Genomic DNA, 25,911 nt, shown 5'->3' on the forward strand with positions numbered 1-25,911 from the left:
CAAACATACCCAGAGCAATTAAGTCGCCTTTGCAAAATTGTGAACTTGAGCTTCATTATTCCCTCAGATATTGCGTGAACCACTCTCTGCCTCAACGACTTAAAGGAAGATTCACATGCGCATGATTCGTTTCCTCGCCTTTGCAGCCCCACTGGCCTTTCTGCTACCGCTGACGGCCCAAGCCGACAATTGGCCAGCCGGGCAGAAAGCTGACTACATGAAAGAATGTGTGCCTGCCGCGAACAAAACCCTCAAAAATACAAAACTGGCTGAGCAACATTGTGCCTGCGGAGCAGACAAACTCTCTGCAAAACTCTCTACAACAGAAATACAGCAGTTGATGAACAAGGAAAAACAGCCTGACCAGAATCTGGTCAACAAAGCGCTGACTGCAATTGAGCCGTGCAAGGTAAAAGCGGCCAAATAGGTCGTAAAAAAGGAGCGCTTTAGGACTCCGACCAGAGCAAAACAGCCTTAAAAGCGTCTTTTTAGTGAAAACCGTACATCTTTCAGCTCTTTTTTTTTCCTGATCAAACGCCTTAAACCCCCCATAAAACGGGGGTTTTGGCCGCATTCGACGTAAGACAACAGCTAACATTGCAGCAAACTAGTGCTCAGGGGGGGTTCCAAACCGCACATTTCGACTATGATAGCTGAGTGTGCCCAGTTGGCCTGAGCAGCACAGTACTACTGAAAATATAAGTTTCTTGGAGATACACCATGTCTAATCGCCAAACCGGCACCGTAAAATGGTTCAACGATGAAAAAGGCTTCGGCTTCATCACTCCTCAAGGTGGCGGTGACGACCTGTTCGTACACTTCAAAGCTATCGAAAGCGACGGTTTCAAAAGCCTGAAAGAAGGCCAAACCGTTTCCTTCGTGGCTGAGAAAGGCCAAAAGGGTATGCAAGCTGCACAGGTTCGCGCGGAGTAAATCTCCTTCGAACAAAAAAACCCCGTCCATGTGACGGGGTTTTTTGTGCCTGACACAATGCTACATCCCGGTTAACCGCAGTTCACACGTGTGATGATTGCATTATTGTCCGCGTTGAGATTCAGTCGATCCGATCGATACTCGAGGGTCATGATGTCTGAGGGCAACAAAATACGGGCCTCTTGCGCGCCCGCCTTTATACGGGCCTGCTCTAAAAGCTGGGACGATGCCTTTTGACCGATAACAAAATCTGCCGCCTTGGCATCGCAGCGAGTATGCCCCGCCTCAACTACTGGCTCTTTAACAGACTGAGTCGTACCGCACCCGGACAAGGCCAAAACCGCCACCAACGATCCCAATGACACTAGCTTCCAAGACATGAAGCCTCCTTAAAATAAATGTTCTGAACCTTTGCGACAGCTGATGAGCCAATAGGTTGCACAGGGCCGCTCGCAAAGAAGTGATTACACGCGAAGGCTAGAGTTTGCTTTAGCTGCAAAAGCATGCACACACCAGTTCATGACCAAATGTGTATTCAACCTCAGTAAATATCGATGTAATCAAACGCGGGATTTGGCCAATTATCATTCAACGCATTGTAAATCTGCATGACCCAGACACCATCACTCGCCGCAACCTTGCCTACATAGCCTGACCCGGCAGCCCAGGTTTCCAGCCTGAACAGCAGCCCGTCGATGTCCACGCCTCCTACTACGCCTGCCGAGATATAGGCCACACCGTTTTTTGTGACGCGTAATTGTGTATGCACATCGTCACTGGCCGAAGCCAACAAATCACGCACGGCCGCCTCTGTAAGTGCCTCGGGGTTGTTTAAATCAATCTGCATGGCCGCCCTCCCTCAAAAAATTCAAGTGTGATGCACTCCAGCCGGGTACGGAAGCGCAAACGCCAAAGAACGACATGTGATTAAGTTTTGCCTCGTGATAGCGTCTTGCCAGGACTTTGCTAAAATCCTCGCCTGAACGCCCTCTTGAGATACTCATGACTACAGTCACCATCGATGCAAACATAAAAGCCAAATGGCTCCAAGGGCAGTGCTCTTACAGCCCTGGCAGCCCTGAAGAACTGGCTATCATCGGGATTGACCTGTTAGTCAAAGAGCTTGGCACAGACGCGGCCCGGGCCTTTACCGACCAACTATTTGAAAAATACAAAGATACGGGCTTGTCGACTCCCACCTGAACTTGATCCTTAGCGACCAACTTGACCACCTTCGCCTTGTTGGCAAACCACTGAACCTGGATAGGCAGCCGTCGATTCTCGCAGCACAATACTCGGCGTTACGATGTGCTGCTCCACCTCGCGCTCAGGTGCAGAAATACGTCGCAGCAATAACTGCGCAGCCATCTCGCCCAATTGCAGAATCGATTGCCCGACTGTGGTTAAGGCCGGATACACATAGCGGCTCATCTGCACATCATCAAATCCGATGACTGAAAGATGATCCGGCACTCGAATCTTGCATTCTGCCGCCGCACGCAAGACACCAATTCCCATCAAGTCGTTGCACGCGAAAATAGCAGTAGGTCGATTACCTTCGAACACCCTGACAGCCGCCTGATAACCGCCCATACAGCTGAAATCACTCTCAAGCATCCAGTGCTCGGGCACTTCAATCCCTGCTTCAGTCAATGCCCGCTGGTACCCAGCCATACGTAACTGGGCCACGCGGGTGATTGCAGGGCCTGTAATACAGGCAATGGCACGGTGCCCAAGATCAAGCAAATGACGTGTGGCCAGATAAGCGCCCAGCTCATGATCGATACGCACGAGGTCTGCGTGAATGCCTTCCAGATTGCGGTCAACTATCACCATAGGGGTACGCACACCCAACAGCCCACTCGCCAACCCCACGTCCCCACCGGCCGAGGCGACAACCAACCCGTCCACGCGTTTCTCCAACAGCACTCGCAGATAGTTGCGTTGTTTATCCGGATCATCGTCGCAGTTGCACAAAATGACGCAATAATTATTACGTTCGCAGTAATCCTCAATGCCCCGCGCCAGCTCGGCGAAATAAGGATTGAGGCTATTGGCCACCAACAGCCCAATCGTGGCCGTAGTATTTGCTTTCAGTGAACGCGCCACTGCGCTGGGCACATAATCAAGATGTGCAATGGCCTCCTCCACTTTTAAACGAACCGGCTCACTGACAGGGCGTGTCTTGTTCAGGACATGAGAAACCGTTGTGTAGGAAACACCTGCCATTGCCGCTACATCTTTAATGGTAGCCATCGCTCAATTCCATCGCTCTACCCGTTTACCGGGGTTAATGTCCACTATGACGCTCGTGAATATGACAGTACCCCGACTACACGGGAAGAACTCCCGCGCTCAACGCATCGTGTACTGCTGGCGGCGCGCATCTGCGGTGAAGCTATACGCTTGGCTGCGACAGCCATAACCGGCACAGCAGACGAACGGTCGACTCTCCGAACAGAGAGCACGGCGTATGTTCGGGAATCCGTCTTCGATTCTGCTATCTAATTCGAGTATTGAATTTTTTTATTACAAATCAACAGGTTATGAAATAAATAAGTACGGCGCGTATTGGCACATTTAGTGCTCTCTTATACATATCGTGTTGCCGAACAATGCAACGCGTCGCATGAGATGCCTTGCATCGACGTGCCCACCAATAAGAGAAAAAACAATGAATGCATCAGTTTTGAAAACAATTGTTCCAGGCACTTTAGCTCTTCTCCTTTCACTGCCCTTCGCCCACGCTCAAGAAGCCGCCAGCAAACCCAATGTGGTTATTCTGGCAACCGGCGGAACCATTGCAGGCGCAGGTGCGAGCGCTGCCAACAGCGCAACCTATACCGCCGCTAAAGTAGGTGTAGACCAGCTAATTGCAGGCGTGCCCGAGTTGAGCCAACTGGCCAATGTCCGTGGCGAGCAAGTGATGCAAATTGCATCCGAAAGCATTACCAATGAAAACCTGCTGCAACTCGCGCGTCGTGTCGCCGAACTGGCTGACAGCAATGATGTCGATGGCATTGTTATTACCCACGGTACCGACACCCTGGAAGAAACGGCTTACTTCCTGGACCTGGTTGAGAAAACCGATAAACCCATCATCGTTGTTGGCTCCATGCGTCCAGGCACTGCCATGTCAGCAGATGGCATGTTGAACCTGTACAACGCTGTCGCTGTAGCCGGTAGCAAAGACGCTCGCGGTAAAGGCGTATTGGTCACCATGAACGACGAAATTCAGTCCGGCCGCGATGTCAGCAAAACCATGAACATCAAGACTGAAGCATTCAAAAGCCCATGGGGGGCTTTGGGCATGGTCGTTGAAGGCAAGTCCTACTGGTTCCGCCTGCCCTCAAAGCGTCACACCATGAACTCAGAGTTTGACATCAAAAACATTAAAACCCTGCCTAACGTAGGTATCGCCTATTCGTATGGCAACGTAGATGACAGCGCTTATAAAGCCCTGGCAAAAGACGGGGCCAAAGCCATCATCCACGTCGGTACGGGCAATGGTTCCGTGTCTTCGCGCGTAGTACCTACCCTGCAAGCCCTGCGTAAAGATGGCGTGCAGATCATCCGGTCTTCGCACGTAAATAACGGCGGGTTCGTACTGCGTAACGCAGAACAACCGGATGACAAAAATGACTGGGTGGTTGCTCATGACCTTAATCCTCAGAAAGCTCGAATTCTGGCCATGGTCGCCCTGACTCAAACCCAGGACAGTAAAGAACTGCAACGCATATTCTGGGAATATTGATTCACCCACGCCGAGCGCTGCCCAGCGCTCGGCTTTTCGACTGCTCGTTCACCCGAAGGAGCAGTTTTCACATTAGTTTCTAAAGACTTGCGCACTAAAACCAAAAAACGCAGTCCCATCCGCAGCTTGACGGGTTCAAACAGTTGCCAAATGAAGCGCAGTTAAATACTGTATGCACATACAGCAACCAAGGATCGCATCATGGCTAAAAAACCGGCGAAAGCGCCAGCCCTCCCAAGCCCCTATGAAATGTTCGGATCGCGCATACAAAAAATCATCAGCTCACCGAAAGCCCAGAAAGACAAAATGGCCGTGCTCGAACGGCTAGAGGGTGATAACCCCGAGTTTTGGGAACGCCTGCTAGAGGAAATATCTGAAAACGATAACGTCACGATCGCTCATCGCGATGATGGCGGGGTCAATGTTTTCTGGACCGTACCAGAGGAAGATTGAATCAATGAGGGTTTGTTTGCTGGCGATAGTCAGCCTCTTTACCGTGTTAAGTGCCCAGGCAGCGGCACCCAAAACATTCAGTGAAGCCAAAAAAGCTGCCTGGAAACTCTACGCACCGCAGTCCACCGAGTTTTACTGCGGATGCAAATACTCAGGCAACCGGGTCGACCTTAAAGCCTGTGGCTATGTCCCTCGTAAAAATGCCAACCGGGCAGCGCGCATTGAGTGGGAACACATCGTTCCCGCCTGGCAAATCGGCCATCAACGCCAATGCTGGCAAAGCGGTGGTCGTAAAAACTGCACCCGCAATGACCCTGTCTACAAAGTAGCGGAAGCCGACCTTCATAACCTGGTGCCCAGCATCGGCGAGGTGAACGGTGATCGCAATAATTTCAGTTTTGGCTGGCTGCCTGCACAGTCGGGTCAATATGGCTCCTGCCTGACGCAAGTCGACTTCAAAGCCAAAAAGGTCATGCCCCGACCGTCCATTCGCGGCATGATTGCGCGCACCTACTTTTACATGAGCAAACAATATAATTTGCGCTTGTCCAAGCAGGACCGCCAGCTATACGAAGCCTGGAACAAGACTTACCCGGTTCAGGCCTGGGAACGCCAACGCAACCAGACTGTCGCTTGCGTCATGGGCCGCGGCAATGAGTTCGTCGGTCCGGTCAACTTGAAAGCCTGTAGCTAACCCACCTTCATTCATCGTTATGCGCCAGTCTTGAGTCTCCAAGTAATCAAAGACTCAAGACGCCCCTCCTTCCGGGCCGTTTTTCAACCTGCAAATGAAGGTTTCAACGCTCATTTATTGCCGAACGACTAATGCTCAGCTATTACTCAGAGCATGATAAAACCCGCCCGCTCCAACGAAAAACAAAGCGCAGTCAATGAACTGGTCCACCGCATTAAAAGTGGGCTGTTAGCAGACGGCCACCCGCTGCCCGGCGAAGAGCAGCTGTCGCAGGAATTGCAGGTCAGTACAGGCACATTGCGAGAAGCGCTTGCCGAACTGGAAAGGCGAAAGTACATCGCCATGCAAACCGAAGGTGGTGCGATCGTCACCTATGACGGTTTTAGCCTTGACCAAAGCAATGGCTGGTCTCAAGCACTGGCGGATACAGGTGCACGGATTTACACCGAAGTCTTGCGACTTGAAACCGTAGAACGCCCCGAACTGGCGCTGCAGTTGGGTATAAGTCACTTCGTCATCCTGGAACGTCGGCGACGTCAGGAGGATGGCATCGCCATTTCTCTGGAACGCTCACTCGTACCCGCCACCGGAGGCCTGGAGGGACTCCCTCGAGTCGGCCTGATAGACAACTCATTGACTATTACGCTGGCAGCCTATGGCTTCGTTGCTGATCGAGGCGATCAGTGGATTGGCGCGCACCCGCTAAATGAACAAGATGCTGCGTTACTTGAACGCACACCGGGGACAGTCTTTATAAAGGCGTTGCGCACGACCTTCGATCGTCAGAACCGATTTATGGAGCAGGTTGAGAGCTGGCTAGACCCCCAGCATTTTCGGATGTATCAATCTTTCGGAGCGCGGAAGAAAATTAATAAACCCTGATTTTTTCAATAAAATCATCAGCTTAAAAACAACAGCCATCACCTTCTCACTTCGATTCCGCACCGGTTGCAACCTGCAACCCGACCAAAGACTGTAGGAAAAAATCTACAAACCTGTAAGGAAAAACTGGAAAATGCCGGAAGTGCTGTTTTAACCTTACCTCTTTAGCTACCCACTGAGCAGCACCCGCGCCCGACTCCAATGACAGGAAGTCGGGTTGACTGCGTGAATCCGGGCAGCATTTTCTCTGACTTGTGACGTTAATTTTGAAACTCATTATCATTGCTGTTTACGTTCTTTCCATTGCCTATGTGCACCTGCGAGGCAAAGTCCGCCACAAACTGGGACGCCAGTTGAGCGACCATTCGACCTTCCTGGCCCCCATCAACTGTTTTCTATACCTGTTTTCCAAGGTTCCCAGCCAGCCCTACTACAAGCCCGCTGACTTTGCCCAATTACAGCTTTTGCAGGATCACTGGCAAGAAATCCGCGAAGAAGCACGAAACTTGATGCAAGCGGGTGAAATAAAACGCTCTGAGCAGCCGAATGATGTCGGTTTTAACTCTTTTTTCAAAAGCGGCTGGAAGCGGTTCTACCTCAAGTGGTACGGCGACAATCACCCTTCGGCGGTAGAGACGTGCCCGCGCACCATCGAACTGCTCAATAGCATCGGCACCATCAAAGCGGCCATGTTCGCCGAGCTGCCACCGGGCTCAAAGCTGGTACGCCATCGTGATCCCTATGCGGGTTCATTGCGCTATCACCTGGGCCTGGACACGCCCAATGATTCGGGCTGCTATATCAATGTCGACGGCCAGAACTACTCATGGCGTGACGGCGAAGCGGTCATCTTTGATGAAACCTTTATCCACTACGCAGAAAATACCACCGATAAAAACCGCATCATCCTGTTCTGTGATGTGGAAAGACCTATGCGTTATCGTTGGGCCGCCGCTTTCAACCAATGGTTTAGCCGCACGGTGATGGCCTCTGCCAGCTCCCCTAATGATGCCAATGATAAAACCGGCAACCTGAACCGCGCCTTTACCAAACTGTATAAAATCCGCTTGCGCGGTAAAGAATTGAAAAAGCGCAATCGCACGCGCTACTACCTGGAAAAATGGGCCATTTTTGGCGGCCTGCTTGGATTGTTTTTACTGATCTAAGCCCAGACTGTGGTACGGCATGGCGACTGAGGTGGCTCAGTCGCTAGTTGATCACCAAGGGGGGCAAAGTCCCCAGCAAAGAAACAGCCGCAACCGCTATCAACCCCAATGACCATTCAAGCGTCACACTGGTACGCAAAACAGCGAAACGACCCGCACGACTCATCACCAGATTAAACAGTGCCAGCAACAGCATCACGCCGACCACGAAGACTTTGATCAGCAAGATCAGGGCGAATCCTTCGAACAAGGGCGTGGGCCAGACTGCGCCGGTCAACACACGGGTATTGATCAGCCCTGTCAGTATGATTCCCGCTACCAGAACAAAACCCACGCTACTAAAGCGCCGCAAAACGCGGTCCACGTCTTGTCTGTCGGCACGCACCAACACCAGCAATAAACCCAGAAGACCGCCCAACCACGCCCCGACGCAGACCAGGTGGATAAACTGATTGAACATCAGCAACTGTCCGCGCCAACCTTCCAGCATCGCGCCATGCCCCACAGGGGCAAGTGTGGCCAAAAGCAACAGACCTAACAGATAACCAGCTTTGGAAGACGAGCGAACCTGAAGGACGATGAGTAGCAATACATTAATCACTACATGAGCGGCCCAGACATGCCCAAAAAAAGTGCTGCCCAATACTAACCACAGCGTCTCTATATTCAGGGCTTCAGGCCAACTGCCCGCCATGGAGTGGGTTGCCAAGAGTAACCAGACCAGAGCGCTGCCCAATGCCAGCCACGCCAGGCCGCGCTCGATCCAACCTTTATGACGGTCATACGCGCCCCCGTTCCGGGCGCGAAGCAGTAAGGGCTTAAAGACACAAAACCCGAACAGCAGGAGCACAGCGCAAAAATGCACAAACCGGCAGACAACCATTGCGCTGAGCATCAACTCACTGGCTCACCGTGAAGGTGAATTGGCCTTTGCTTTTGTGCGTATCGACGGAGACCGCGTTCCATTTGACGGTATAACTGCCGGGCTCTAAAGGCGCAGCCGGCGTTACAACCAGCACTTTTTTGTCGTCTACATCGGTTGCAACACTACGCACCTTTATCGGGGTGTTTTCGTGAATAAGTTCAACTTTGCTGAACGCTTGCTCAACACCCTCACTGAATTGCAGTCGCAGTTCTTTTGCTTGTGTGACGGTGCTATCGGCGGCAGGTGTCGAGTGCTCAAGGTGCGCATGAGCGAATGCTGATCCTGCACCGGCCATTAGGGTCAGCAAGGCAGCGGTTTTGAAAACTCCTTTCAAAGAAACAACAGACATGGTGCAGAACCCTTGAGTAAAAGTGTGCAGGGATGATACTCGCCTATTTTGACAGAGGCTCTACAGCTGCAGTCTGAATCACTCCTCCAGCACCAGGCCACCCGGCGGCAACGGCAGAGCCGTTTTATATCTGACTTGTTTGAGGGCAAAGCTGGAGCGGATATTGGCAACGCCCGGCACCTTGGTCAAAAAATCCATCATAAAGCGCTCCAACGCCTGAATGCTCGGCACCAGCACACGGATCAGGTAATCCGGGTCTCCCGCCATCAAGTAGCACTCCATGACCTCAGGACGGTCTGAAATCGCCGCCTCAAACTTATGCAGGGCCTCTTCTACCTGCTTCTCAAGGCTGACATGAATAAACACGTTCACGTGCAGGCCCAGCATATCTGCGTCCAGCAATGTCACCTGCTCACGAATCAAGCCGTGTTCTTCCATCGCCTTGACGCGGTTAAAGCACGGTGTCGGTGACAGGTTGACCGAGCGGGCCAAGTCCGCATTGGTGATGCGTGCATTCTGTTGAAGGCTATTGAGAATCCCGATATCCGTGCGATCCAGCTTGCGCATGAGACAAAACCACCTGTTTTTTTTGTTTATGCAGAGTTCTTATCTTTAAATCATTCAAAGCGCAACGAACTACAGAAAAATATTCTTCACTGTCAGGAATATGATGGTTGTAGGACAGTTTTGAGAAGCAAGCGTCAGACAGATCCTGGATAGAACATTAGCTCCCGCGCCCTAATAAACACGACAAGATCGAGCGTAGAGAAAGCCATGAATGAATATGCACCGCTGCGTCTGCACGTTCCTGAACCCTCTGGCCGCCCAGGCTGCAAGACTGACTTCAGCTACCTTCGCCTGACCGATGCAGGTCAAGTGCGCAAACCCCCCATCGACGTAGAACCGGCTGATACTGCCGATCTGGCCAGAGGCCTGATTCGCGTGCTTGACGATCAAGGCCAAGCCCTTGGCCCTTGGGCTGAAGGCGTCTCACCTGAAGTTATGCGCGCCGGCATGCGAGCCATGCTCAAGACACGCATCTTCGACACCCGCATGGTCGTTGCCCAGCGCCAGAAAAAAATGTCTTTCTACATGCAAAGCCTGGGTGAAGAAGCCATTGGCACCGCGCAAGCGCTGGCCTTGAACATCGACGACATGTGTTTCCCGACCTATCGCCAACAAAGCATCTTGATGGCCCGTGACGTGCCACTGGTGGATCTGATCTGCCAGTTGCTGTCCAACGAGCGCGATCCGCTCAAGGGGCGTCAATTGCCGATCATGTACTCGGTACGCGATTACGGTTTTTTTAGTATTTCCGGAAATCTGGCGACTCAATTCGTTCAAGCTGTAGGCTGGGGCATGGCGTCAGCCATTAAGGGTGACACTAAAATCGCTTCTGCCTGGATAGGCGACGGCGCAACCGCCGAATCCGATTTCCATACTGCCCTCACCTTTGCCCACGTGTATCGCGCGCCGGTCATTCTGAACGTGGTCAATAACCAATGGGCCATTTCGACCTTCCAGGCCATTGCCGGTGGCGAATCGACGACCTTTGCCGGACGCGGCGTGGGTTGTGGCATCGCCTCTCTGAGGGTCGACGGCAATGACTTCATCGCGGTCTATGCCGCCTCGGTGTGGGCCGCAGAGCGCGCGCGTCGCAACTTGGGCCCCACCCTCATTGAGTGGGTCACTTACCGCGCAGGCCCTCACTCAACGTCTGACGACCCGTCCAAGTACCGTCCTGCCGATGACTGGAGTCACTTCCCGCTTGGCGATCCTATTCTGCGGTTGAAACAGCATCTGATTGCTACAGGTCATTGGTCCGAAGAGGAGCATGCCGCGGTCAGCGCCGAGCTAGAGGCTGAAATCATAGGTGCTCAAAAAGAAGCTGAGCGCTTTGGCACGTTGGCAGGCGGGCAAATGCCAAGTGCGGCGACCATTTTTGAGGACGTGTACAAAGACATGCCCGAGCACTTGCGCCGGCAACGTCAGGAATTGGGGTTATAACCAGATGAACGACAATAATAAAATTCAAATGGAGAACGCCGTGAGTACCAGCACCATGACGATGATCCAGGCCCTGCGCTCGGCTATGGATGTGATGCTTGAGCGCGACGACAACGTGGTGGTGTTTGGTCAGGATGTGGGCTACTTCGGGGGCGTATTCCGCTGTACCGAGGGCCTGCAGGCCAAATACGGCAGTTCACGGGTGTTCGACGCGCCTATCTCTGAAAGCGGCATCGTTGGAGCCGCCGTCGGCATGGGGGCATACGGTCTGCGACCTGTCGCCGAAATCCAGTTTGCTGATTACTTCTACCCGGCTTCCGACCAGATTGTTTCTGAAGCCGCACGCCTGCGCTATCGCTCGGCAGGCGAATTTATTGCACCGATGACCCTGCGTATGCCATGCGGCGGCGGCATCTACGGTGGCCAAACCCATAGCCAAAGCCCCGAAGCGATGTTTACTCAGGTCTGCGGCCTGCGCACCGTGATGCCATCCAACCCGTATGACGCCAAAGGGCTGTTGATTGCAGCCATCGAAAACGATGATCCGGTGATCTTCCTTGAACCTAAACGCCTGTACAACGGCCCGTTTGATGGTCATCACGAACGCCCGGTGACGCCTTGGGCGAAACATTCTGCCAGTGCCGTACCCGATGGTTACTACACCGTCCCGCTGGATTGCGCCGCGATTGTGCGCCCTGGCACTGAAGTCACCATCCTGACCTACGGTACCACCGTGTATGTGGCTCAGGTCGCGGCTGAAGAAACCGGGATCGACGCTGAAGTCATCGATCTGCGCAGCCTGTGGCCACTAGATCTGGATGCCATTGTGACCTCCGTTAAAAAAACCCGCCGTTGCGTTGTCGTGCACGAAGCAACTCGCACCTGCGGTTTTGGCGCCGAGCTGATCGCACTGGTCCAAGAGCACTGTTTCCACTACCTGGAAGCGCCGATTGAGCGAGTTACCGGCTGGGATACGCCCTACCCACATGCTCAGGAATGGGCCTACTTCCCGGGCCCGGCGCGAGTCGGTGCGGCTTTGCAACGGGTCATGGAGGTTTAAATGGGTACGCACGTCATTAAAATGCCGGATATCGGTGAAGGCATTGCGCAGGTTGAATTGGTGGAATGGTTTGTCAAAGTCGGCGACATGGTCAGCGAAGATCAGGTGGTTGCCGATGTGATGACCGATAAGGCGACCGTGGACATCCCCTCCCCCGTGGCGGGAAGAGTGCTGGCCTTGGGTGGACAGCCCGGCGAAGTCATGGCGGTCGGCAGCGAGCTGATTCGGATTGAAGTTGAGGGCGCTGGCAACCTGCGCGAAAGTGCTCCGCAGCACGCAGAACCCATGGCTACGCCCCCTCAAGCGGCCCCACAAACGCGTATCGAAGTGGCCGCTGTCACAGCCACGCCAATCAAACCTGCCCCTGCCCCTGCCCAACGTCCAGCGCCTGTAGCCCGCGAAGCCAACGAACGCCCGCTGGCTTCCCCGGCAGTACGAAAGCGCGCATGGGATGCGGGAATCGAGCTGCGTTTTGTTGTAGGCAGCGGCCCGGCAGGTCGAGTGCTGCATGACGACCTTGAGCTGTATCTGGCTCAGGACACCCAGTCACCGTCAACCTCACCCAGCGGATACGACAAACGCACCGACGAGGAGCAAATTCCGGTTATCGGTCTGCGGCGTAAAATCGCCCAGCGCATGCAGGATGCCAAACGGCGCGCTGCGCACTTTAGCTATGTCGAAGAAGTTGACGTCACCGCACTTGAAGAGTTGCGCGCACAACTCAACCACAAATGGGGCGAGAGCCGCGGCAAGTTGACTCTCTTGCCGTTTTTAGTACGTGCAATGGTCGTGGCTTTGCGCGAGTTCCCACAGATCAACGTGCGCTACGACGATGAAGCGCAATTAATCACCCGCTTTGGTGCGGCTCATATTGGCGTTGCGGCGCAAAGCAGCAACGGCTTGATGGTGCCAGTGGTTCGCCATGCTGAAACCCTGAATTTATGGGCGGCGGCCAATGAAATCGCTCGCCTGGCTAACGCTGTCCGTACCGGTAAAGCCACGCGAGAGGAACTGACGGGGTCCACCATCACCCTGACTAGCCTGGGTGCACTGGGCGGTATTGTCAGCACGCCAGTGGTCAACCTGCCTGAAGTCGCCATCGTGGGTGTCAACCGCATCGTTGAGCGTCCAATGGTCGTTAAAGGCCAGATCGTGATTCGAAAAATGATGAACCTCTCCAGCTCTTTCGATCATCGTGTGGTGGACGGCATGGACGCGGCGCAATTTATTCAGGCCATGCGTGGCTTGCTCGAACAACCTGCCACCTTGTTTTTGGAGTGACCATGCAGCCCACTCAACACACCACGCTGCTGATTATTGGCGGCGGTCCCGGCGGTTACGTGGCCGCCATTCGCGCTGGTCAACTGGGCATCCCTACGGTCTTGATCGAAGGACAGTCGCTGGGCGGCACCTGCCTCAATGTCGGCTGCATCCCTTCCAAGGCGCTGATTCATGTCGCTGAACAGTTTTACACCACGCAGCGCTACAGCACCGGCACCGCGCCACTGGGCATACAGACACAACCCCCGACGCTCGATATCGGCCAGAGTGTGCAATGGAAGAACAGCATTGTGGATCGCCTGACCACAGGCGTTGGCGCACTACTTAAAAAAAATGGGGTCAGGGTAATACAAGGCTGGGCCACGATCCTGGATGGCAAAGCGGTAGAAGTCGACGGTCAGCGTATCGAGTGCGAGCACTTGCTGCTGGCCACGGGCTCACACACTGTCGAACTGCCGATGCTGCCCTTGGGCGGTGTAATCATTTCCTCTACCGAAGCCTTGCAGCCTACTGAGATTCCAAAGCGCCTGACGGTTGTGGGCGCAGGCTATATCGGGTTAGAGCTGGGCATCGCCTACCGCAAACTGGGGGCAGAAGTCACTGTGGTTGAGGCTCGTGACCGAATCTTGCCGACCTACGATAAAGAACTGACGCTGCCGGTGGCAGAGTCCCTTAAGTCATTGGGGATAACACTGTATCTGGAGCACAGCGTAGAGGGGTTTCAGGCCAGCACTCATACCTTGTCGATGCGCAACCGCATGGGCGAGAGCCAAACGCTGGAAACCGATCAGGTATTGGTGGCTGTTGGCCGACGCCCTCGAACCCAGGGCTTCAACCTCGAAACCTTGGCTCTGGACATGAACGGCCCAGCGATTCGCATCGATGGCCGTTGCCAGACCAGCATGCGCAATGTATGGGCTATTGGCGACCTGACCGGGGAGCCAATGTTGGCACACCGAGCCATGGCCCAAGGCGAAATGGTTGCCGAAATTATTGCCGGCAAACACCGCGAGTTCAGCCCTACCGCCATTGCGGCCGTGTGTTTTACCGATCCTGAGATCGTCGTGGTGGGCAAGACACCGGTCGATGCCGAGGCGGCGGGACTGGATTTTATTAGCGCCAGCTTCCCGTTCGCGGCCAATGGACGGGCCATGACCCTGGAATCCAAGTCTGGATTCGTCAGGGTGGTGGCACGGCGAGACAACCACTTGATTGTGGGTTGGCAGGCTGTAGGCGCCGGAGTTTCCGAGCTGTCGACCGCGTTTGCTCAGTCATTGGAAATGGGCGCGTGCCTGGAAGACATCGCCGGTACCATTCACGCTCACCCGACTTTGGGTGAAGCCGTACAAGAGGCCGCGTTACGGGCTCTGGGGCATGCGCTACATCTATAAGTGCTTACCTCTATCCTGTGAGGGTCTGAAATGTCGGGCTCTCACAGGGTTTGCTACCTATCGCCGCAAGCAACACTGGGCGTGATGGCCTAAGACCAGTAGAATCGCGCTCTTTTTTCCAGGGCGCTCGTCATGACCTCTCCCAACATTCCAAAAGAAGCCGAGTCCCAGACCAACGAATTGGTCTTAGGCCTTGAAGACCGCCCCAAGCCGTGGATCGCGTTTCTGGCCGCGTTGCAGCATCTACTGGCGATCATTGTGCCTATCGTCACACCCGGCCTGTTGATTTGTCAGGCACTGGGTGTCTCGTCTCGCGACACCAACATGATTGTGTCGATGTCGCTGGTGATTTCTGGCATCGCCACTTTTGTTCAGTGCAAGCGCTTTGGCCCCTTTGGTGCAGGCTTACTGATTGTGCAAGGCACCAGCTTTAACTTTGTCGGCCCCCTGATTGCAGGTGGCGCATTGATGGTGAAACAGGGCACGCCGGTTGAAGCCGTGATGGCCGCCATTTTTGGCGTAGTGATTGCCGGTTCGTTTATCGAAATGGGCATTTCGCGGGTCTTGCCATTTGTAAAACGCATGATCACCCCCCTCGTCACAGGAATCGTGGTGCTGATGATTGGCCTGACGTTGATTAAAGTCGGCTTGATCAGTATGGGCGGCGGCTTTACGGCGATGGGTAACGGCACCTTCGCCAATGGCGAAAACCTGATGCTGTCAGGCGTGGTATTGGCGATTATCGTTATTCTCAACCGGATCCCCCTGGTGTGGATGCGCAGTTGCGCCATCGTTATCGCGCTGGCTGTGGGTTACGCGCTGGCGGGCTATCTAGGCCGTCTGGACTTCACCGGCATGCATCAGGCCGAATGGTTCCAAGTACCCGTTCCACTGCATTTTGGCCTGGGTTTCTCTTGGGCGTTGTTTATTCCGATGCTGGTGATTTACCTGGTGACGTCACTGGAAGCCATTGGGGATGTAACAGCCACCAGCAAAGTCTCGCGACAACCTGTGGAAGGCCCGCTGTGGATGCAGCGCATCAAGGGCGGCGTGCTCGTCAACGGTGCCAACTCCCTGCTGGCAGGCATTTTCAATACTTTCCCAAGCTCGGTCTTTGCCCAGAACAACGGCGTGATCCAGCTCACCGGCATTGCCAGTCGTTACGTAGGCATCTGGATCGCGGGCATGCTGGTGTTACTGGGGTTGTTCCCAAGCGTGGCGGGTGCGATTCAAGCCGTACCTGAGCCCGTACTGGGCGGTGCAGCGATGGTGATGTTTGGCGCAGTTGCCGCTTCGGGGATCAATATTCTGGCCAGCACCACGCTTGATCGTCGCGCACTGCTGATTATTGCTGTGTCACTGGCATTGGGTCTGGGTGTCTCCCAAGTGCCCGAGTTCCTTGCACACATGCCGGCCGCGCTGCGCAACGTATTAGAGTCGGGCGTCGCGACGGGTGGTATTTGCGCCTTGCTACTCAATTGGTTTTTGCCGGAAGCCAAAAAAATCTGATCTCGCATAAGGGGCTGCGAACCACTTGGTTAGCAGCCTTAAGTTGAAGCATTGTCTGACAGACGACACAACCAAAATCAGTATGCGCCTTTCCCTATTTCGCTCTTTGGATTACGATTTTTGTGAACCTCATGCCTACGTGGGCTACGCATATGAGCACTTACGGTGAACGGCTGAAACACGAACGTTTGCGTCTTAAACTGACGCAGGCTCAGATGGCCCATGCAGGTGGCGTTAAACGTCAGGCACAAGGGTTTTACGAGCGCGATGTGACCTTGCCCCGCGCCCCTTATCTGGCAGCTATTACATTGTTGGGGGTTGATGTGCTGTACATCATCACCGGGCGCCACAGTCTGCAAATTGGTGCTCTTGTGCAATAGCCCCCAAATTACTGCCTGCCTTCACCCAGTTAATGCCTCGCACAATGACTATGGAGATCAGCGTGACCGAACCCGCAATCCATCATCAAAAAGCCCTCGACCGCTTTCTCAGTGAACATGCGGATGTGGCTCAATCACTGGAAACGTTGAACCCATTGGCCGCCCGCGCCATCGGCCAGTCGATGAAAGAGTATCGCCAGGAGCGCTTGAACGAGGCCTTTGAAGCCGAAGCTGAACGTCTGGGCCTGTTCGCATGGGAACTGACGTTGCAATTGACCAGTGCCACCGAGCAAGAATTTGAGGCACAGCGCCTGGAGGTTCACCGCGAAGTGGCGCAAATGGCAGGGATGGCGTGGGATGAATATTGCGAGATGCACGGTCTCGTCAATCAAACGCCAACCGTATAAACAGGCTCTCTACGAAGAGCAAAGACGACTTGGCCGCCAGATGCTGGTGCAGACCTTCTCCAGCAATGCCTTGTTATGGCTGAACACAATCATACCCAGCTCCCGACGCTTGACCTCTTCCAGCAACACTTTCCAGACCTGCGCTTGAATATGGGCATCCAGTTGTGCAGTCACCTCGTCGGCAATCAAGTAACGCGTGCGGGGGTCCAGCGCCCGGAGCAAGGCAATCCGGGCCAACTCCCCGCCCGACAATTCGTCAGGTCGACGCGCCAGCCAGGCCGGGTTCACTGCCAGACGCGCTAACCAACCAGCATCCGGTGACCAGGCATCGCGAAGGCTTTCACCCGTAGTGCGATAAGGATTGAAGGTTTGCTCGGGATGTTGCGGCACCAACTGAATGGGGCAATAGCCGGTTGGGGACAAGGGCTGCCCGCCAACTGTAACGCTGCCCGAAGCTGCGGTTTGCCATTGCGCCAGCACTCTGCCCAAGGTTGTTTTGCCATAGCCGCTGGGCGCTGATATTCCATGAAGCTCACCCAGATTGACTGAAAACGACACTGAATCCCACAGTCGTCGGCCTCCTTGCACAATAGTCAGATGGCGGACTTCAAGCATAGGAAAGGCTCCCGTTAGCAAGGAATTGCTGTTCGGGCAAAGCGGCCCACAGTGATTGCACCCATGGGCTTCCAGCATTCTCACGCAACGCTTGAGGCGTCAGCGTTTCGTGCAATTCGCCACCGTGCAGCACCGCGATTTTGTCGGCAAACCGCGCCGCCAGCGCCAAGTCATGAGTCACCCACAAGATCCCACGTCCCTGTTGGCAAAACCCCTTGAGGTGCATCAGCAATTGGCAGGCATGTTCGTCATCCAGCCACGAGGTGATTTCATCAGCCAGAATATATTGAGCGTGGGTCAGGGCTGCACAACTGGCCAAGACGCGCTTGGCCATCCCGCCCGATAGTTTGCGTGGGAACTCTTCGACTAATTCAGGCTGGAGGTTGTAATGCTTCAGTTGCTCTGCCACCTCGCCCAAGGCCAGTTTGACGCCGCTTAATTGAGCCGCCCGCAGCAACTGCGGCCCCACCCTGATCAGCGGGTTCAAGGCGCTGACACCCTGCGGTACATAGCACAGGGTTTTGCCGCGCTGGTCGACCTTACTAGACTCTCCAAGCACCTGACCATCCAGCAGAATATCGCCACGACAGCGCATATTGTCAGGCAACAAGCCCAACGTGCTTTGCAGCAACAGACTTTTGCCTTCGCCACTGGAACCCACCAGCGCAACCAGTTCGCCGGGCCGTACTTCAAATGAAATACGGCTCAACAAAGGGTGCCAGGTTTTATGCCCGAGCCAATGATAGTGAGCAATATCAATCGCGAAATCGGCGAATTTCAGCATCAGGTAATCCTTATCCAGAGTTGCTGCAATGCGCGGGCAAATTGGTCAAACACCAGAACCAAACTGACCAGAATCAAACCCGGAAAAAACGCCAGCCACCACGCACCGCTACTCAAATGCCTCAAGGCATCGGCCAGCAATAACCCTAACGAAGGATCATGAGGCGCTAGACCGAACCCCAGGAAACTTAGCGCTGCAGAATGCAGAACCGCGTGCGGAAACATCAGCAAAGTGCCGATGATCCACTGCGGCATGAGTAAAGGCAGTAAATGATGGCGCCAGCGATAGAAGCTGCTGTTGCCCAATCGATGCGAAAGCATCACATAGTCAGTCTCGCGTATACGCAGGATCTCGGCGCGCAAGATCAACGCCAAACGTGGCCAATGGGTCAGCGCCACGGCCAAAATCACCCCCTGTTTGCCGCCACCCAACGTGAAGCAAATCAATACCAGCAACAACAGATGCGGCAAAGCCAGCATGCTGTCGATCACCCCGCGCACCAAATAATCCAGGGTTTTATTAAGTGAGCATAAGCTGGCGGCGAACATCGCCAAAAAACCGCTGCTAAAAGCTGCTGTCAGGCCTATTTGCAAGCTGGTTGTCATGCCCTGAAAACACCGAAGCCACAGATCGCGGCCCAAGCTGTCAGTCCCAAACCATTCTTGTGCCGAAGGCGGTTGGCGGCGCGCCAATAAATCCATCGGCACGTCCATGCCGGAGATCGACACGCCATAAGCAATCAACAGCAACAACATCAACAACGAAACACACAGCCTGAGTAACGCTTGATTTGGATTGTAGGTCATGACTGACGCGCCGCCCCCCGGTTGAGGTGCAGTAACAGCGCATTGGCGATGCTATTACTGGTAAACACCAGTACGGCACAGAACATCACAATCCCCATTAGCAACGGAATATCACCGCGCAAACCCGCATCAATGGTTGCTTGCCCGAGGCCTGGATAGGCAAACACTTTCTCGGCCAGCAGCGAGCCGCCAATCAGCTCCCCCACAGAGGCAAATTGCAAACAAACGGCAGGCGTGACGGCATGCCGAACAATATGAAAGTTGACCATTGGCCAGCCCTTGTCACCTTGCGCATAGGCGTAGCGAATAAATTCACTGTTCATCACTTCAGCCACCCGTGAGCGGGTATGCAGAGCAATATTCCCTACACCCAGAACGCCGAGTGCCAACATAGGGAGAATCAAGTGCTTGAGTTTGTCACCCCACGTGGCTGTTTCGGCGGTGCTGCCTGGGGTCCAGGCACAACAGATGGGTGCCCAGTTAAGCGTCACGGCAAACAGTGACAGCAACAAAAGACCAATCCAGAACGTGGGCAAGGACGCCATCACATACGACAGGGTCGATATCAGCCGATCCGGCCAACGATTCAAATAGCGCCCGGCCGTCAGCCCCAGAGCCAGCCCGACGATCCCGGAAAAGATCCACGCACTGGCCAGCAATGCAAATGAAGTGGCAAAACGCTCTCCAATCACCTGTGAGACTGGGGCGTTGTAGAGCATGGAATAGCCAAAATCGCCTTGTAACACTTGGCTAAACCAGTGCAAGAAGCGCTCCCACAACGGCAGATCCAACCCCCAGCGGGCGGCTATCAAGGGGTATTGTTCAGGCGGCACATGCAATAAATCATTGCCTATATAAGCGCGAATGGGGTCGACTGGAGAAAAACTGAGCAACGTAAATGTGCCTGCCGCTGTTACCAGCAACAGGCCCATCAAACGCACGACAAAGAGCGCTATACCGCGAATCACTTACAAGTCCATTTCCAGCCATCAAGGCTATTGAGCAGCGACCATGAGCCATGAATTTCCGGAGCGCCTTTACCCAGATCTATGCATTCATCAGTCAGATAGGTGTGCTGCACGTTGAGCAACCAGGCCCACGCAGCGTCGCCTTTGACCCCGGCACCGGTTTTACCGTCCCATTCCACCTGCTGCCAAAATGGCACTGCCTGCTGCCAGGTCGGTGCATCCAGTGCTTGCTGCAGATGCTGGTCGACCACCGGGTTCTGGTAATAGCCGGGGTTGTAATACTCAACGCCCGCCGCCTTGCTGCTGTAGTGATGATAAAGCTCCATCGGGTCGAGGCTGCCCCAACCAAATAACGTTGGATTGGCGTGCATATTTCGCTCTACGGTTTCCCAACTACCCGACTTCAAGTCCACATCAATGCCAATGGGCTTGAGCATCGAACGCACGGCCTGAGCCAAATCACGGCGCGTTGCATCGCCACTGGCATACCACAGGGTAATTTTTGCAGGCAGGCCGTTTTTCTCACGTATGCCGCTGGCCGTTTCAACCCAACCCGCTTGATCGAGAATCTGCTTGGCCTTGGCGATATCGCCATCCTTGAAAGCTGCCTGCGGGTTATCCCACGGTAACCCCTGCACTCCGGTGTAAGCAGGAATAGCGTGGCCTTCGAGAATTTGATCTGCCAGTAATTGCCGGTCAATGGCGTAGTTGATGGCCTTACGGATCGCCACATCAGCTGTTACATCATTACCAATGGGATAACCGTGCGCATCTTTTTTACCCGAGGGTGTGGTGGGTAATACAATGCCCCGATTTTCGACGCTGGGCCGAACCCACAGCTTCATGCCCGCCGCAGGCGTTACCGCCAACGAAGGGGCGATACGCACGATACCTAATTGCTTGCTTTGCGCGGCAGCAAACGCGCTGTCTTCATCGAGAAACACAAAGATCAGCTGGCCGAAATCATTTTTCTGTCCCGCGTAATACGGATTGGCCTCAACAATCAATTGTTGGCCTGGCTGATAACTGACTAACCGATAGGGCCCCGCACCAATGGGGTGCTGCGCATAGGTTTTAGCGTCGTACTTATCAGCTGACACGATACCCAACGATCCGAGAACATTGACGAAGGTACTTTGCGGCGCTTTCAGCTGAATGCGCACGGTCAAAGGGTCAACCACCTCAGCCTTGAGGAAGTTCCCCATGTCTACTTTGCCGCCACTGGCCGCCGCGTTGTTGTAGGTGTAAGCCACATCCTTGGCTGTGAGTGGCGAGCCATCAGAGAATTTCAGGTCAGGTTTGAGCTTCAGCGTCCAGGTTTTTCCATCCTCACTGGTCTGGTACTCGCTAAGCAGAAAGCTGTTCCAGGACAAATCCTCGTTTTGCTTGAGCAAAGGACTGTGCAAGAGCAAGTAACTGCCGTGACTCCAACCCAGCATCGGGTCAAACCCTTCTGTTGGCTCATCACCAATGGCCAATTTCAGGGTTCGTTCCTGAGCGGAATAAGCAGGTGCCACCAGCACGCTTAGCAAAGCAGTGGCCAATAAGGTGTTACGCATCCATGCAGGCTTGAACATCTATCCTCCTGAAATTAACTATTTTTACCGACAGGGTCTCGAACGACCGCGGCCACTTGCTACTGTGCCCATCAGTAATAGCACTGTGGTTTCAAATATCCAGCGAGGATGTGATCTTTTGTGGCAAACCTCATACGCACAGCATCATTCTGTAACAATCAGGCCTGAGAAATCGAAAATTATCGCCGTGATAGCCGCTCTGTCAGAGCACGTAAACAGGCTGTGCTATACCGATAGGAATGATTATTCCGTCACAGCTAATAGATTTAACTGACAGAGGTTCGCATGTTCAAAGATTTAACGAGTCACCTCAAAGAGAAGAACGTTCACTCGCTCAACGTCGTGCCATCCAACAATATCGAACTGTTTGACTGCTACACCGGGCTAATTTTGGGCGCCCTGTACCGTCACTTTCCTCTGCCTATCACCCTGACAGCAGAAGACTTTATCGATTACAAAGGTGCTGAAGCGGGTAACCGAGCGGCCTTGGAAAAAGAAGAAGACCTGTTTATGGGCACCCTGAAATGGCTGGCAGACGTTGGCTACATCCATTTCGACGGGATGTCAGGCATTTCGTTTTTCGAGGTTGTGCTCACCAATCCCGGGCTGTTGCTATTGCGAGCCTTCCCCGAAGGTGCAGATACCGCCCCGACCATTGGCGAAAGACTGTCGCAATGCCTCAACAATGAGACTAATGCCGAGCTGAGGGGGCTGGTGACTGAAGCGCTGAGCTTGGGCAGCCGAATGATCAGACCGATGACTCGATCGGGGATTTGAACCACGCACATTGATCTGCATGCCACTGCAAAGCCTGAACACTCGCCTTAAAAGAAGGCGATAACGGTACGTTGAGTGGCATGCCTTCATATTGGTCATACTGTGAAGGCCGCAATTGTGGCGCCAAGCGAATACGCAATGTCTGAGGTTCTATAGCGATCAAATAAAGATCAAACAATGTATGAAGATCGGCCCGTAACAATAAGCCGTTCGATAGTGCATGGGTATATTCGCCCTTATACGGATGAATATGCGCCGCCTCTAGTACCTCAGGCTGATTGCATCCGGAAATAGCACACTTCGCGCCGTAAGCGGTTAACAGCCCTTTACGAAAAGCTGACTGCCCTCGGCGCTGAACAATACTGGCTACCACGCGCTTCCTAGCATCTTCAACATTTACGGGGTCGAATGCATGTGTCTGCTCAGCTTCCTGTTCAGCAACCTCGAATTCTAAATGAACTGAATCTTGCTCCCTGAGGTGCTCCATCACGGCGATCAATCTCGCCTTGATGGCTGAACCAATATTCTTTTGCGGTTTTAAGCCTAGGACCCAATCAAGTCCAAACTGCTCATAAAGTGCCGAGATATTCTGCATCCTGCGCTCAAAAGCACCTTCATCGCGCCCAAAACGATTAGCTAAATCGCGATATACATGAGCCTTAACAAACTTGATTTCCTCCGTTTGCAATCTCAGCATTTCGCGATAAGCCTCTACCGAAGCGGCTAGCTCTTCATCACTCCATCCGTCAGCCATTGATCTCTCCACCTTCTTTGGCGCATAAGCGCACCAACAAGTAGGAGAATTTACCCGACAAAGTAGGACATAACTAATGGCGAGCCAAATGTCCCGCTTTTACCCTATAAATAAGCCTCAATCACCCACTTAACCTTCGCCAAAGCCATACGCAGCGTACCCATATCCACTGAGCCCAAGGCGAGTCGTATGGCATGAGGCACATGGGCGGAGGATGTAAACGGCTGCGCGGTCGAGACGGACACCTGCTCGCGCATCAAGGCAGTGACGACTTGATCGGCTCGGGCATCCTCCGGCAAAGGTAACCAGACAAAGTAGGAAAACGGGTGGCGCACAACGGGAAGTCCTGACAGAACCTCGCCCGCAATGATTTGCCTGGCCTGAGCATCTTGACGTTTCTGTCGCTCCAATTGGCTTACAGTGCCATCGTCCAGCCAGCCAGCGGCAATAGAGGTCATGACCCCAGGCGTGTTCCAGGCCGTGACCCTAATCATTCGCTCCAACCCAGCAATCATGGATGCCGGTGCCGCGATAAATCCAATACGTAATCCGGCGGCAACACTTTTGGAGAGGCCCGACACATACACCGTCCTTTCAGGAGCCAGTTCAGCCAAGGGTGGTGGCGAGTTCTCGACCAGAAAGGCGTAAGCCGCATCTTCAATGATCTGCACATCATGAGTGCGCGCGATGCCTACCAATCGCTCTCGCTGCTCAAGGCTCATGACCCATCCCAACGGATTATGCAGCGTGGGCATGCAGTAAACCGCACGAACTGAGCGGCTACGACAAAGCTTGTCGAGCGCATCGAGATCAGGCCCTGTATGGGCCACAGGGATTGCCAGCACCTCCAGATGCAGCGCGAGCGCCAACGCCTTGAAACCCGGGTAGGTCAAGGCATCAACCGCAATCACATCGCCGGGATTCAGCAGGGTCATAAGCGCTACCGTTAACCCATGTTGTGCGCCGTTCACGATCAACACTTGCTCAGCCGGCACATGCAAGCCGCGCGACTCCAAATGACGCGCCACGCACGCACGTTCATGCAGACGTCCGCCGTGAGGCTGATACCGGAGCAGCGACTCAAGATCACCCGATAACGCGAGCTGGCGTAATGCCGTGCGCAACAACTCGGCCTGACCGGGTACTGAGGGGTAGTTGTAATTAAGGTCATGCATGCCTGCCGTCACTGCGGGCTGATCAATGCCGTGACCAGGAGGCAATGATGTCTCCCTGACAAACGTACCGCGCCCGGCCTCACCACTGACCAACCCCATGGCCTCAAGTTCTGCATAGACACGACTGGCCGTCACCAGCGCCAAACCCTCTGCGGCTGCCAACTGCCGATGCGTGGGCAAGCGAGTACCTGGGAGCAAGCGCGCGGCGCGGATATCTGCAGCAAATGTATCAACCAGCGACTTATAACGTGAACGCGGCATCAGGGCTGTATCCATGACAATTTTTTGATTGTCATCGATCATCCACCCTAGGATGCGTTGCATGCAATCTCGCAAATGGCCTTGGGTGTGCAACTCGATGGAACGTACCTGTGAACAGCAAAGCCGAGCACCTTCAAATAATCTGAGCGGATGGATCAACGGCTTTATTGGCGTCGTGATTTTTAGCGGATCCTTGCCCGCAACACGGGTTGCGGTACTGGAATTCGACCCCGTTTTCCTCACCGTAGCTCGGGCAACCATTGCTGGCATCTTGGCGCTCTGCTTGTTGGTGTTGCTGAAAAGCAAACGTCCTGAACGCAGCCAACTTTATCCGTTGCTGATAGTAGCCATTGGCGTTGTTGTGGGTTTTCCATTACTCACTGCGCTGGCTTTACAGCATGTTACATCCGCACATTCGATTGTCTTCCTCGGCATGCTGCCACTTGCCACTGCAGGATTTGGTGTATTGCGCGGCGGTGAACACCCGCAGCCGGCGTTCTGGTTCTTCTCGGTACTGGGCTGCGGGGTGGTGGTAGCGTTCGCTCTGAATCAGGGACTGACAGCGTCCCCCAAAGGCGACGTTCTGATGCTACTGGCAGTCATTGTCTGCGGCCTGGGATATGCCGAAGGGGCAAAACTGGCGAGAGTCTTAGGCGGCTGGCAAGTAATCTCCTGGGCCTTGGCACTATCGCTACCCGTGATGGCACCACTGGCCTGGCTATTAGCACCCTCCTCCTTTGCGTCAATTGACACGCCCGCATGGCTGGGTCTTGGGTATGTTTCATTTTTCAGCATGTTTATCGGATTTATCTTTTGGTATCGAGGACTCGCCCAAGGAGGCATCGCCGCAGTCGGACAACTCCAACTGCTGCAACCTTTCTTCGGGCTGGCACTGGCGGCGATCCTCCTGCATGAAACCGTGAGCATCGGCATGTTCAGCGTGACGGGAGGCGTCATCTTGTGCGTGATCGCGGCCAAACGATTTGCGAAATGAGCGGATGAT

At 54.1% G+C, this 25,911-nt stretch carries 30 protein-coding genes; 17 read left to right on the forward strand and 13 right to left on the reverse strand.

Annotated elements, in window-relative coordinates; genetic code table 11:
- Positions 1–115 precede the first annotated feature (115 nt).
- Both EQV93_RS08370 and EQV93_RS08375 read left to right on the forward strand, forming a co-directional pair.
- Positions 116–427, forward strand: a complete 312-nt coding sequence (locus tag EQV93_RS08370) for a hypothetical protein (protein WP_122782900.1) — start codon at positions 116–118, stop codon at positions 425–427.
- Between the two features lie 293 nt (positions 428–720).
- Positions 721–933, forward strand: a complete 213-nt coding sequence (locus EQV93_RS08375) for a cold-shock protein (RefSeq protein ID WP_007905882.1) — start codon at positions 721–723, stop codon at positions 931–933.
- Positions 934–1,004: 71 nt separating this feature from the next.
- Here EQV93_RS08375 and EQV93_RS08380 read toward each other — a convergent pair whose 3' ends face one another.
- Both EQV93_RS08380 and EQV93_RS08385 read right to left on the reverse strand, forming a co-directional pair.
- Entirely contained in the window at positions 1,005–1,313 is a 309-nt protein-coding gene (locus EQV93_RS08380) for an I78 family peptidase inhibitor (protein ID WP_122782901.1), read from the reverse strand.
- A gap of 161 nt (positions 1,314–1,474) precedes the next feature.
- Positions 1,475–1,780, reverse strand: coding sequence for a hypothetical protein (locus EQV93_RS08385; protein ID WP_122782902.1), 306 nt, complete (start codon positions 1,778–1,780; stop codon positions 1,475–1,477).
- Between the two features lie 155 nt (positions 1,781–1,935).
- Between EQV93_RS08385 and EQV93_RS08390 the strand changes: the two genes are divergently transcribed.
- The gene (locus EQV93_RS08390; RefSeq protein WP_122782903.1) at positions 1,936–2,136 is read left to right on the forward strand and encodes a hypothetical protein; all 201 of its coding nucleotides are present in this window, start codon (positions 1,936–1,938) and stop codon (positions 2,134–2,136) included.
- 9 nt (positions 2,137–2,145) lie between these two features.
- Here the strand turns inward: EQV93_RS08390 and EQV93_RS08395 are convergent, their stop codons facing one another.
- On the reverse strand, positions 2,146–3,189 hold the full coding sequence (locus EQV93_RS08395; RefSeq protein WP_240891360.1) for a LacI family DNA-binding transcriptional regulator: 1,044 nt from the start codon (positions 3,187–3,189) through the stop codon (positions 2,146–2,148).
- Between the two features lie 418 nt (positions 3,190–3,607).
- On the opposite strand from EQV93_RS08395, the gene EQV93_RS08400 reads away from it, so the two are divergent.
- The 5 genes from EQV93_RS08400 to lpxO all read left to right on the forward strand — a co-directional run bounded on the left by EQV93_RS08400 (position 3,608) and on the right by lpxO (position 7,882).
- Positions 3,608–4,687, forward strand: coding sequence for an asparaginase (locus EQV93_RS08400; protein WP_146383642.1), 1,080 nt, complete (start codon positions 3,608–3,610; stop codon positions 4,685–4,687).
- Between the two features lie 201 nt (positions 4,688–4,888).
- Entirely contained in the window at positions 4,889–5,140 is a 252-nt protein-coding gene (locus EQV93_RS08405) for a DUF1654 domain-containing protein (RefSeq protein ID WP_146383643.1), read from the forward strand.
- 4 nt (positions 5,141–5,144) lie between these two features.
- A complete protein-coding gene (locus EQV93_RS08410) occupies positions 5,145–5,834 on the forward strand; it encodes an endonuclease (RefSeq protein ID WP_122782907.1) in 690 nt (229 codons plus the stop codon).
- 153 nt (positions 5,835–5,987) lie between these two features.
- A complete protein-coding gene (locus tag EQV93_RS08415; RefSeq protein WP_146427257.1) occupies positions 5,988–6,716 on the forward strand; it encodes a GntR family transcriptional regulator in 729 nt (242 codons plus the stop codon).
- Positions 6,717–6,982: 266 nt separating this feature from the next.
- A complete protein-coding gene (gene lpxO, locus EQV93_RS08420) occupies positions 6,983–7,882 on the forward strand; it encodes a lipid A hydroxylase LpxO (protein WP_122782909.1) in 900 nt (299 codons plus the stop codon).
- 43 nt (positions 7,883–7,925) lie between these two features.
- On the opposite strand, the gene copD is transcribed toward lpxO, so the two are convergent.
- The 3 genes from copD to bkdR all read right to left on the reverse strand — a co-directional run bounded on the left by copD (position 7,926) and on the right by bkdR (position 9,723).
- Positions 7,926–8,777: a copper homeostasis membrane protein CopD gene (gene copD, locus EQV93_RS08425; RefSeq protein WP_240891361.1), complete on the reverse strand. Its 852-nt coding sequence runs from the start codon at positions 8,775–8,777 to the stop codon at positions 7,926–7,928.
- 4 nt (positions 8,778–8,781) lie between these two features.
- Entirely contained in the window at positions 8,782–9,156 is a 375-nt protein-coding gene (gene copC / locus EQV93_RS08430; RefSeq protein ID WP_146427263.1) for a copper homeostasis periplasmic binding protein CopC, read from the reverse strand.
- A gap of 78 nt (positions 9,157–9,234) precedes the next feature.
- Positions 9,235–9,723 carry a Bkd operon transcriptional regulator BkdR gene (bkdR, locus tag EQV93_RS08435; RefSeq protein ID WP_122782912.1) on the reverse strand — a complete coding sequence of 163 codons (489 nt, stop codon included), beginning with the start codon at positions 9,721–9,723 and terminating at the stop codon, positions 9,235–9,237.
- A 207-nt stretch (positions 9,724–9,930) separates the two neighbouring features.
- On the opposite strand from bkdR, the gene EQV93_RS08440 reads away from it, so the two are divergent.
- The 7 genes from EQV93_RS08440 (at position 9,931) to EQV93_RS08470 (ending at position 17,191) form a co-directional block, all read left to right on the forward strand.
- Positions 9,931–11,163, forward strand: coding sequence for a 3-methyl-2-oxobutanoate dehydrogenase (2-methylpropanoyl-transferring) subunit alpha (locus tag EQV93_RS08440; RefSeq protein ID WP_122782913.1), 1,233 nt, complete (start codon positions 9,931–9,933; stop codon positions 11,161–11,163).
- 4 nt (positions 11,164–11,167) lie between these two features.
- On the forward strand, positions 11,168–12,223 hold the full coding sequence (locus EQV93_RS08445; protein WP_240891362.1) for an alpha-ketoacid dehydrogenase subunit beta: 1,056 nt from the start codon (positions 11,168–11,170) through the stop codon (positions 12,221–12,223).
- On the forward strand, positions 12,224–13,504 hold the full coding sequence (locus EQV93_RS08450; RefSeq protein WP_240891363.1) for a dihydrolipoamide acetyltransferase family protein: 1,281 nt from the start codon (positions 12,224–12,226) through the stop codon (positions 13,502–13,504). It begins immediately after the preceding gene.
- A gap of 2 nt (positions 13,505–13,506) precedes the next feature.
- Positions 13,507–14,895, forward strand: coding sequence for a dihydrolipoyl dehydrogenase (gene lpdA / locus EQV93_RS08455; RefSeq protein WP_240891364.1), 1,389 nt, complete (start codon positions 13,507–13,509; stop codon positions 14,893–14,895).
- Between the two features lie 132 nt (positions 14,896–15,027).
- Positions 15,028–16,404, forward strand: coding sequence for a nucleobase:cation symporter-2 family protein (locus tag EQV93_RS08460; RefSeq protein WP_122782917.1), 1,377 nt, complete (start codon positions 15,028–15,030; stop codon positions 16,402–16,404).
- Between the two features lie 152 nt (positions 16,405–16,556).
- A complete protein-coding gene (locus EQV93_RS08465; protein ID WP_122782918.1) occupies positions 16,557–16,784 on the forward strand; it encodes a helix-turn-helix domain-containing protein in 228 nt (75 codons plus the stop codon).
- A 62-nt stretch (positions 16,785–16,846) separates the two neighbouring features.
- Positions 16,847–17,191: a DUF6388 family protein gene (locus EQV93_RS08470; RefSeq protein WP_122783051.1), complete on the forward strand. Its 345-nt coding sequence runs from the start codon at positions 16,847–16,849 to the stop codon at positions 17,189–17,191.
- Between the two features lie 9 nt (positions 17,192–17,200).
- Here the strand turns inward: EQV93_RS08470 and EQV93_RS08475 are convergent, their stop codons facing one another.
- The 5 genes from EQV93_RS08475 to EQV93_RS08495 are packed head-to-tail and all read right to left on the reverse strand — an operon-like array spanning position 17,201 to position 21,941.
- Positions 17,201–17,806: an ATP-binding cassette domain-containing protein gene (locus EQV93_RS08475; protein ID WP_146427271.1), complete on the reverse strand. Its 606-nt coding sequence runs from the start codon at positions 17,804–17,806 to the stop codon at positions 17,201–17,203.
- Positions 17,799–18,590 carry an ATP-binding cassette domain-containing protein gene (locus EQV93_RS08480; protein WP_122782920.1) on the reverse strand — a complete coding sequence of 264 codons (792 nt, stop codon included), beginning with the start codon at positions 18,588–18,590 and terminating at the stop codon, positions 17,799–17,801. The genes EQV93_RS08475 and EQV93_RS08480 overlap by 8 nt, the downstream gene beginning before the upstream one ends.
- Positions 18,590–19,396, reverse strand: a complete 807-nt coding sequence (locus EQV93_RS08485) for an ABC transporter permease (protein ID WP_240891365.1) — start codon at positions 19,394–19,396, stop codon at positions 18,590–18,592. The genes EQV93_RS08480 and EQV93_RS08485 overlap by 1 nt, the downstream gene beginning before the upstream one ends.
- Positions 19,393–20,364, reverse strand: coding sequence for an ABC transporter permease (locus EQV93_RS08490; protein WP_240891366.1), 972 nt, complete (start codon positions 20,362–20,364; stop codon positions 19,393–19,395). Before EQV93_RS08490 ends, EQV93_RS08485 begins: the two co-directional genes overlap by 4 nt.
- Positions 20,361–21,941, reverse strand: coding sequence for an ABC transporter substrate-binding protein (locus EQV93_RS08495; protein ID WP_122782922.1), 1,581 nt, complete (start codon positions 21,939–21,941; stop codon positions 20,361–20,363). The genes EQV93_RS08490 and EQV93_RS08495 overlap by 4 nt, the downstream gene beginning before the upstream one ends.
- 285 nt (positions 21,942–22,226) lie before the next feature.
- Here EQV93_RS08495 and EQV93_RS08500 point away from each other — a divergent pair, with 285 nt between their 5' ends.
- A complete protein-coding gene (locus EQV93_RS08500) occupies positions 22,227–22,718 on the forward strand; it encodes a hypothetical protein (RefSeq protein WP_122782923.1) in 492 nt (163 codons plus the stop codon).
- Here EQV93_RS08500 and EQV93_RS08505 read toward each other — a convergent pair.
- Together EQV93_RS08505 and EQV93_RS08510 are read right to left on the reverse strand one after the other, a co-directional pair.
- The gene (locus EQV93_RS08505; RefSeq protein WP_122782924.1) at positions 22,690–23,472 is read right to left on the reverse strand and encodes an HNH endonuclease; all 783 of its coding nucleotides are present in this window, start codon (positions 23,470–23,472) and stop codon (positions 22,690–22,692) included. The two genes, EQV93_RS08500 and EQV93_RS08505, sit on opposite strands and share 29 nt — an antisense overlap.
- A gap of 104 nt (positions 23,473–23,576) precedes the next feature.
- On the reverse strand, positions 23,577–24,908 hold the full coding sequence (locus EQV93_RS08510; RefSeq protein WP_240891367.1) for an aminotransferase-like domain-containing protein: 1,332 nt from the start codon (positions 24,906–24,908) through the stop codon (positions 23,577–23,579).
- 97 nt (positions 24,909–25,005) lie between these two features.
- On the opposite strand from EQV93_RS08510, the gene EQV93_RS08515 reads away from it, so the two are divergent.
- Positions 25,006–25,902 carry a DMT family transporter gene (locus tag EQV93_RS08515; protein WP_240891368.1) on the forward strand — a complete coding sequence of 299 codons (897 nt, stop codon included), beginning with the start codon at positions 25,006–25,008 and terminating at the stop codon, positions 25,900–25,902.
- Positions 25,903–25,911: the final 9 nt, after the last annotated feature.

Source organism: Pseudomonas sp. TMW22091 (assembly GCF_022496705.1).
In the GTDB taxonomy this organism is placed as follows: Bacteria; Pseudomonadota; Gammaproteobacteria; order Pseudomonadales; family Pseudomonadaceae; genus Aquipseudomonas; species Aquipseudomonas saxonica.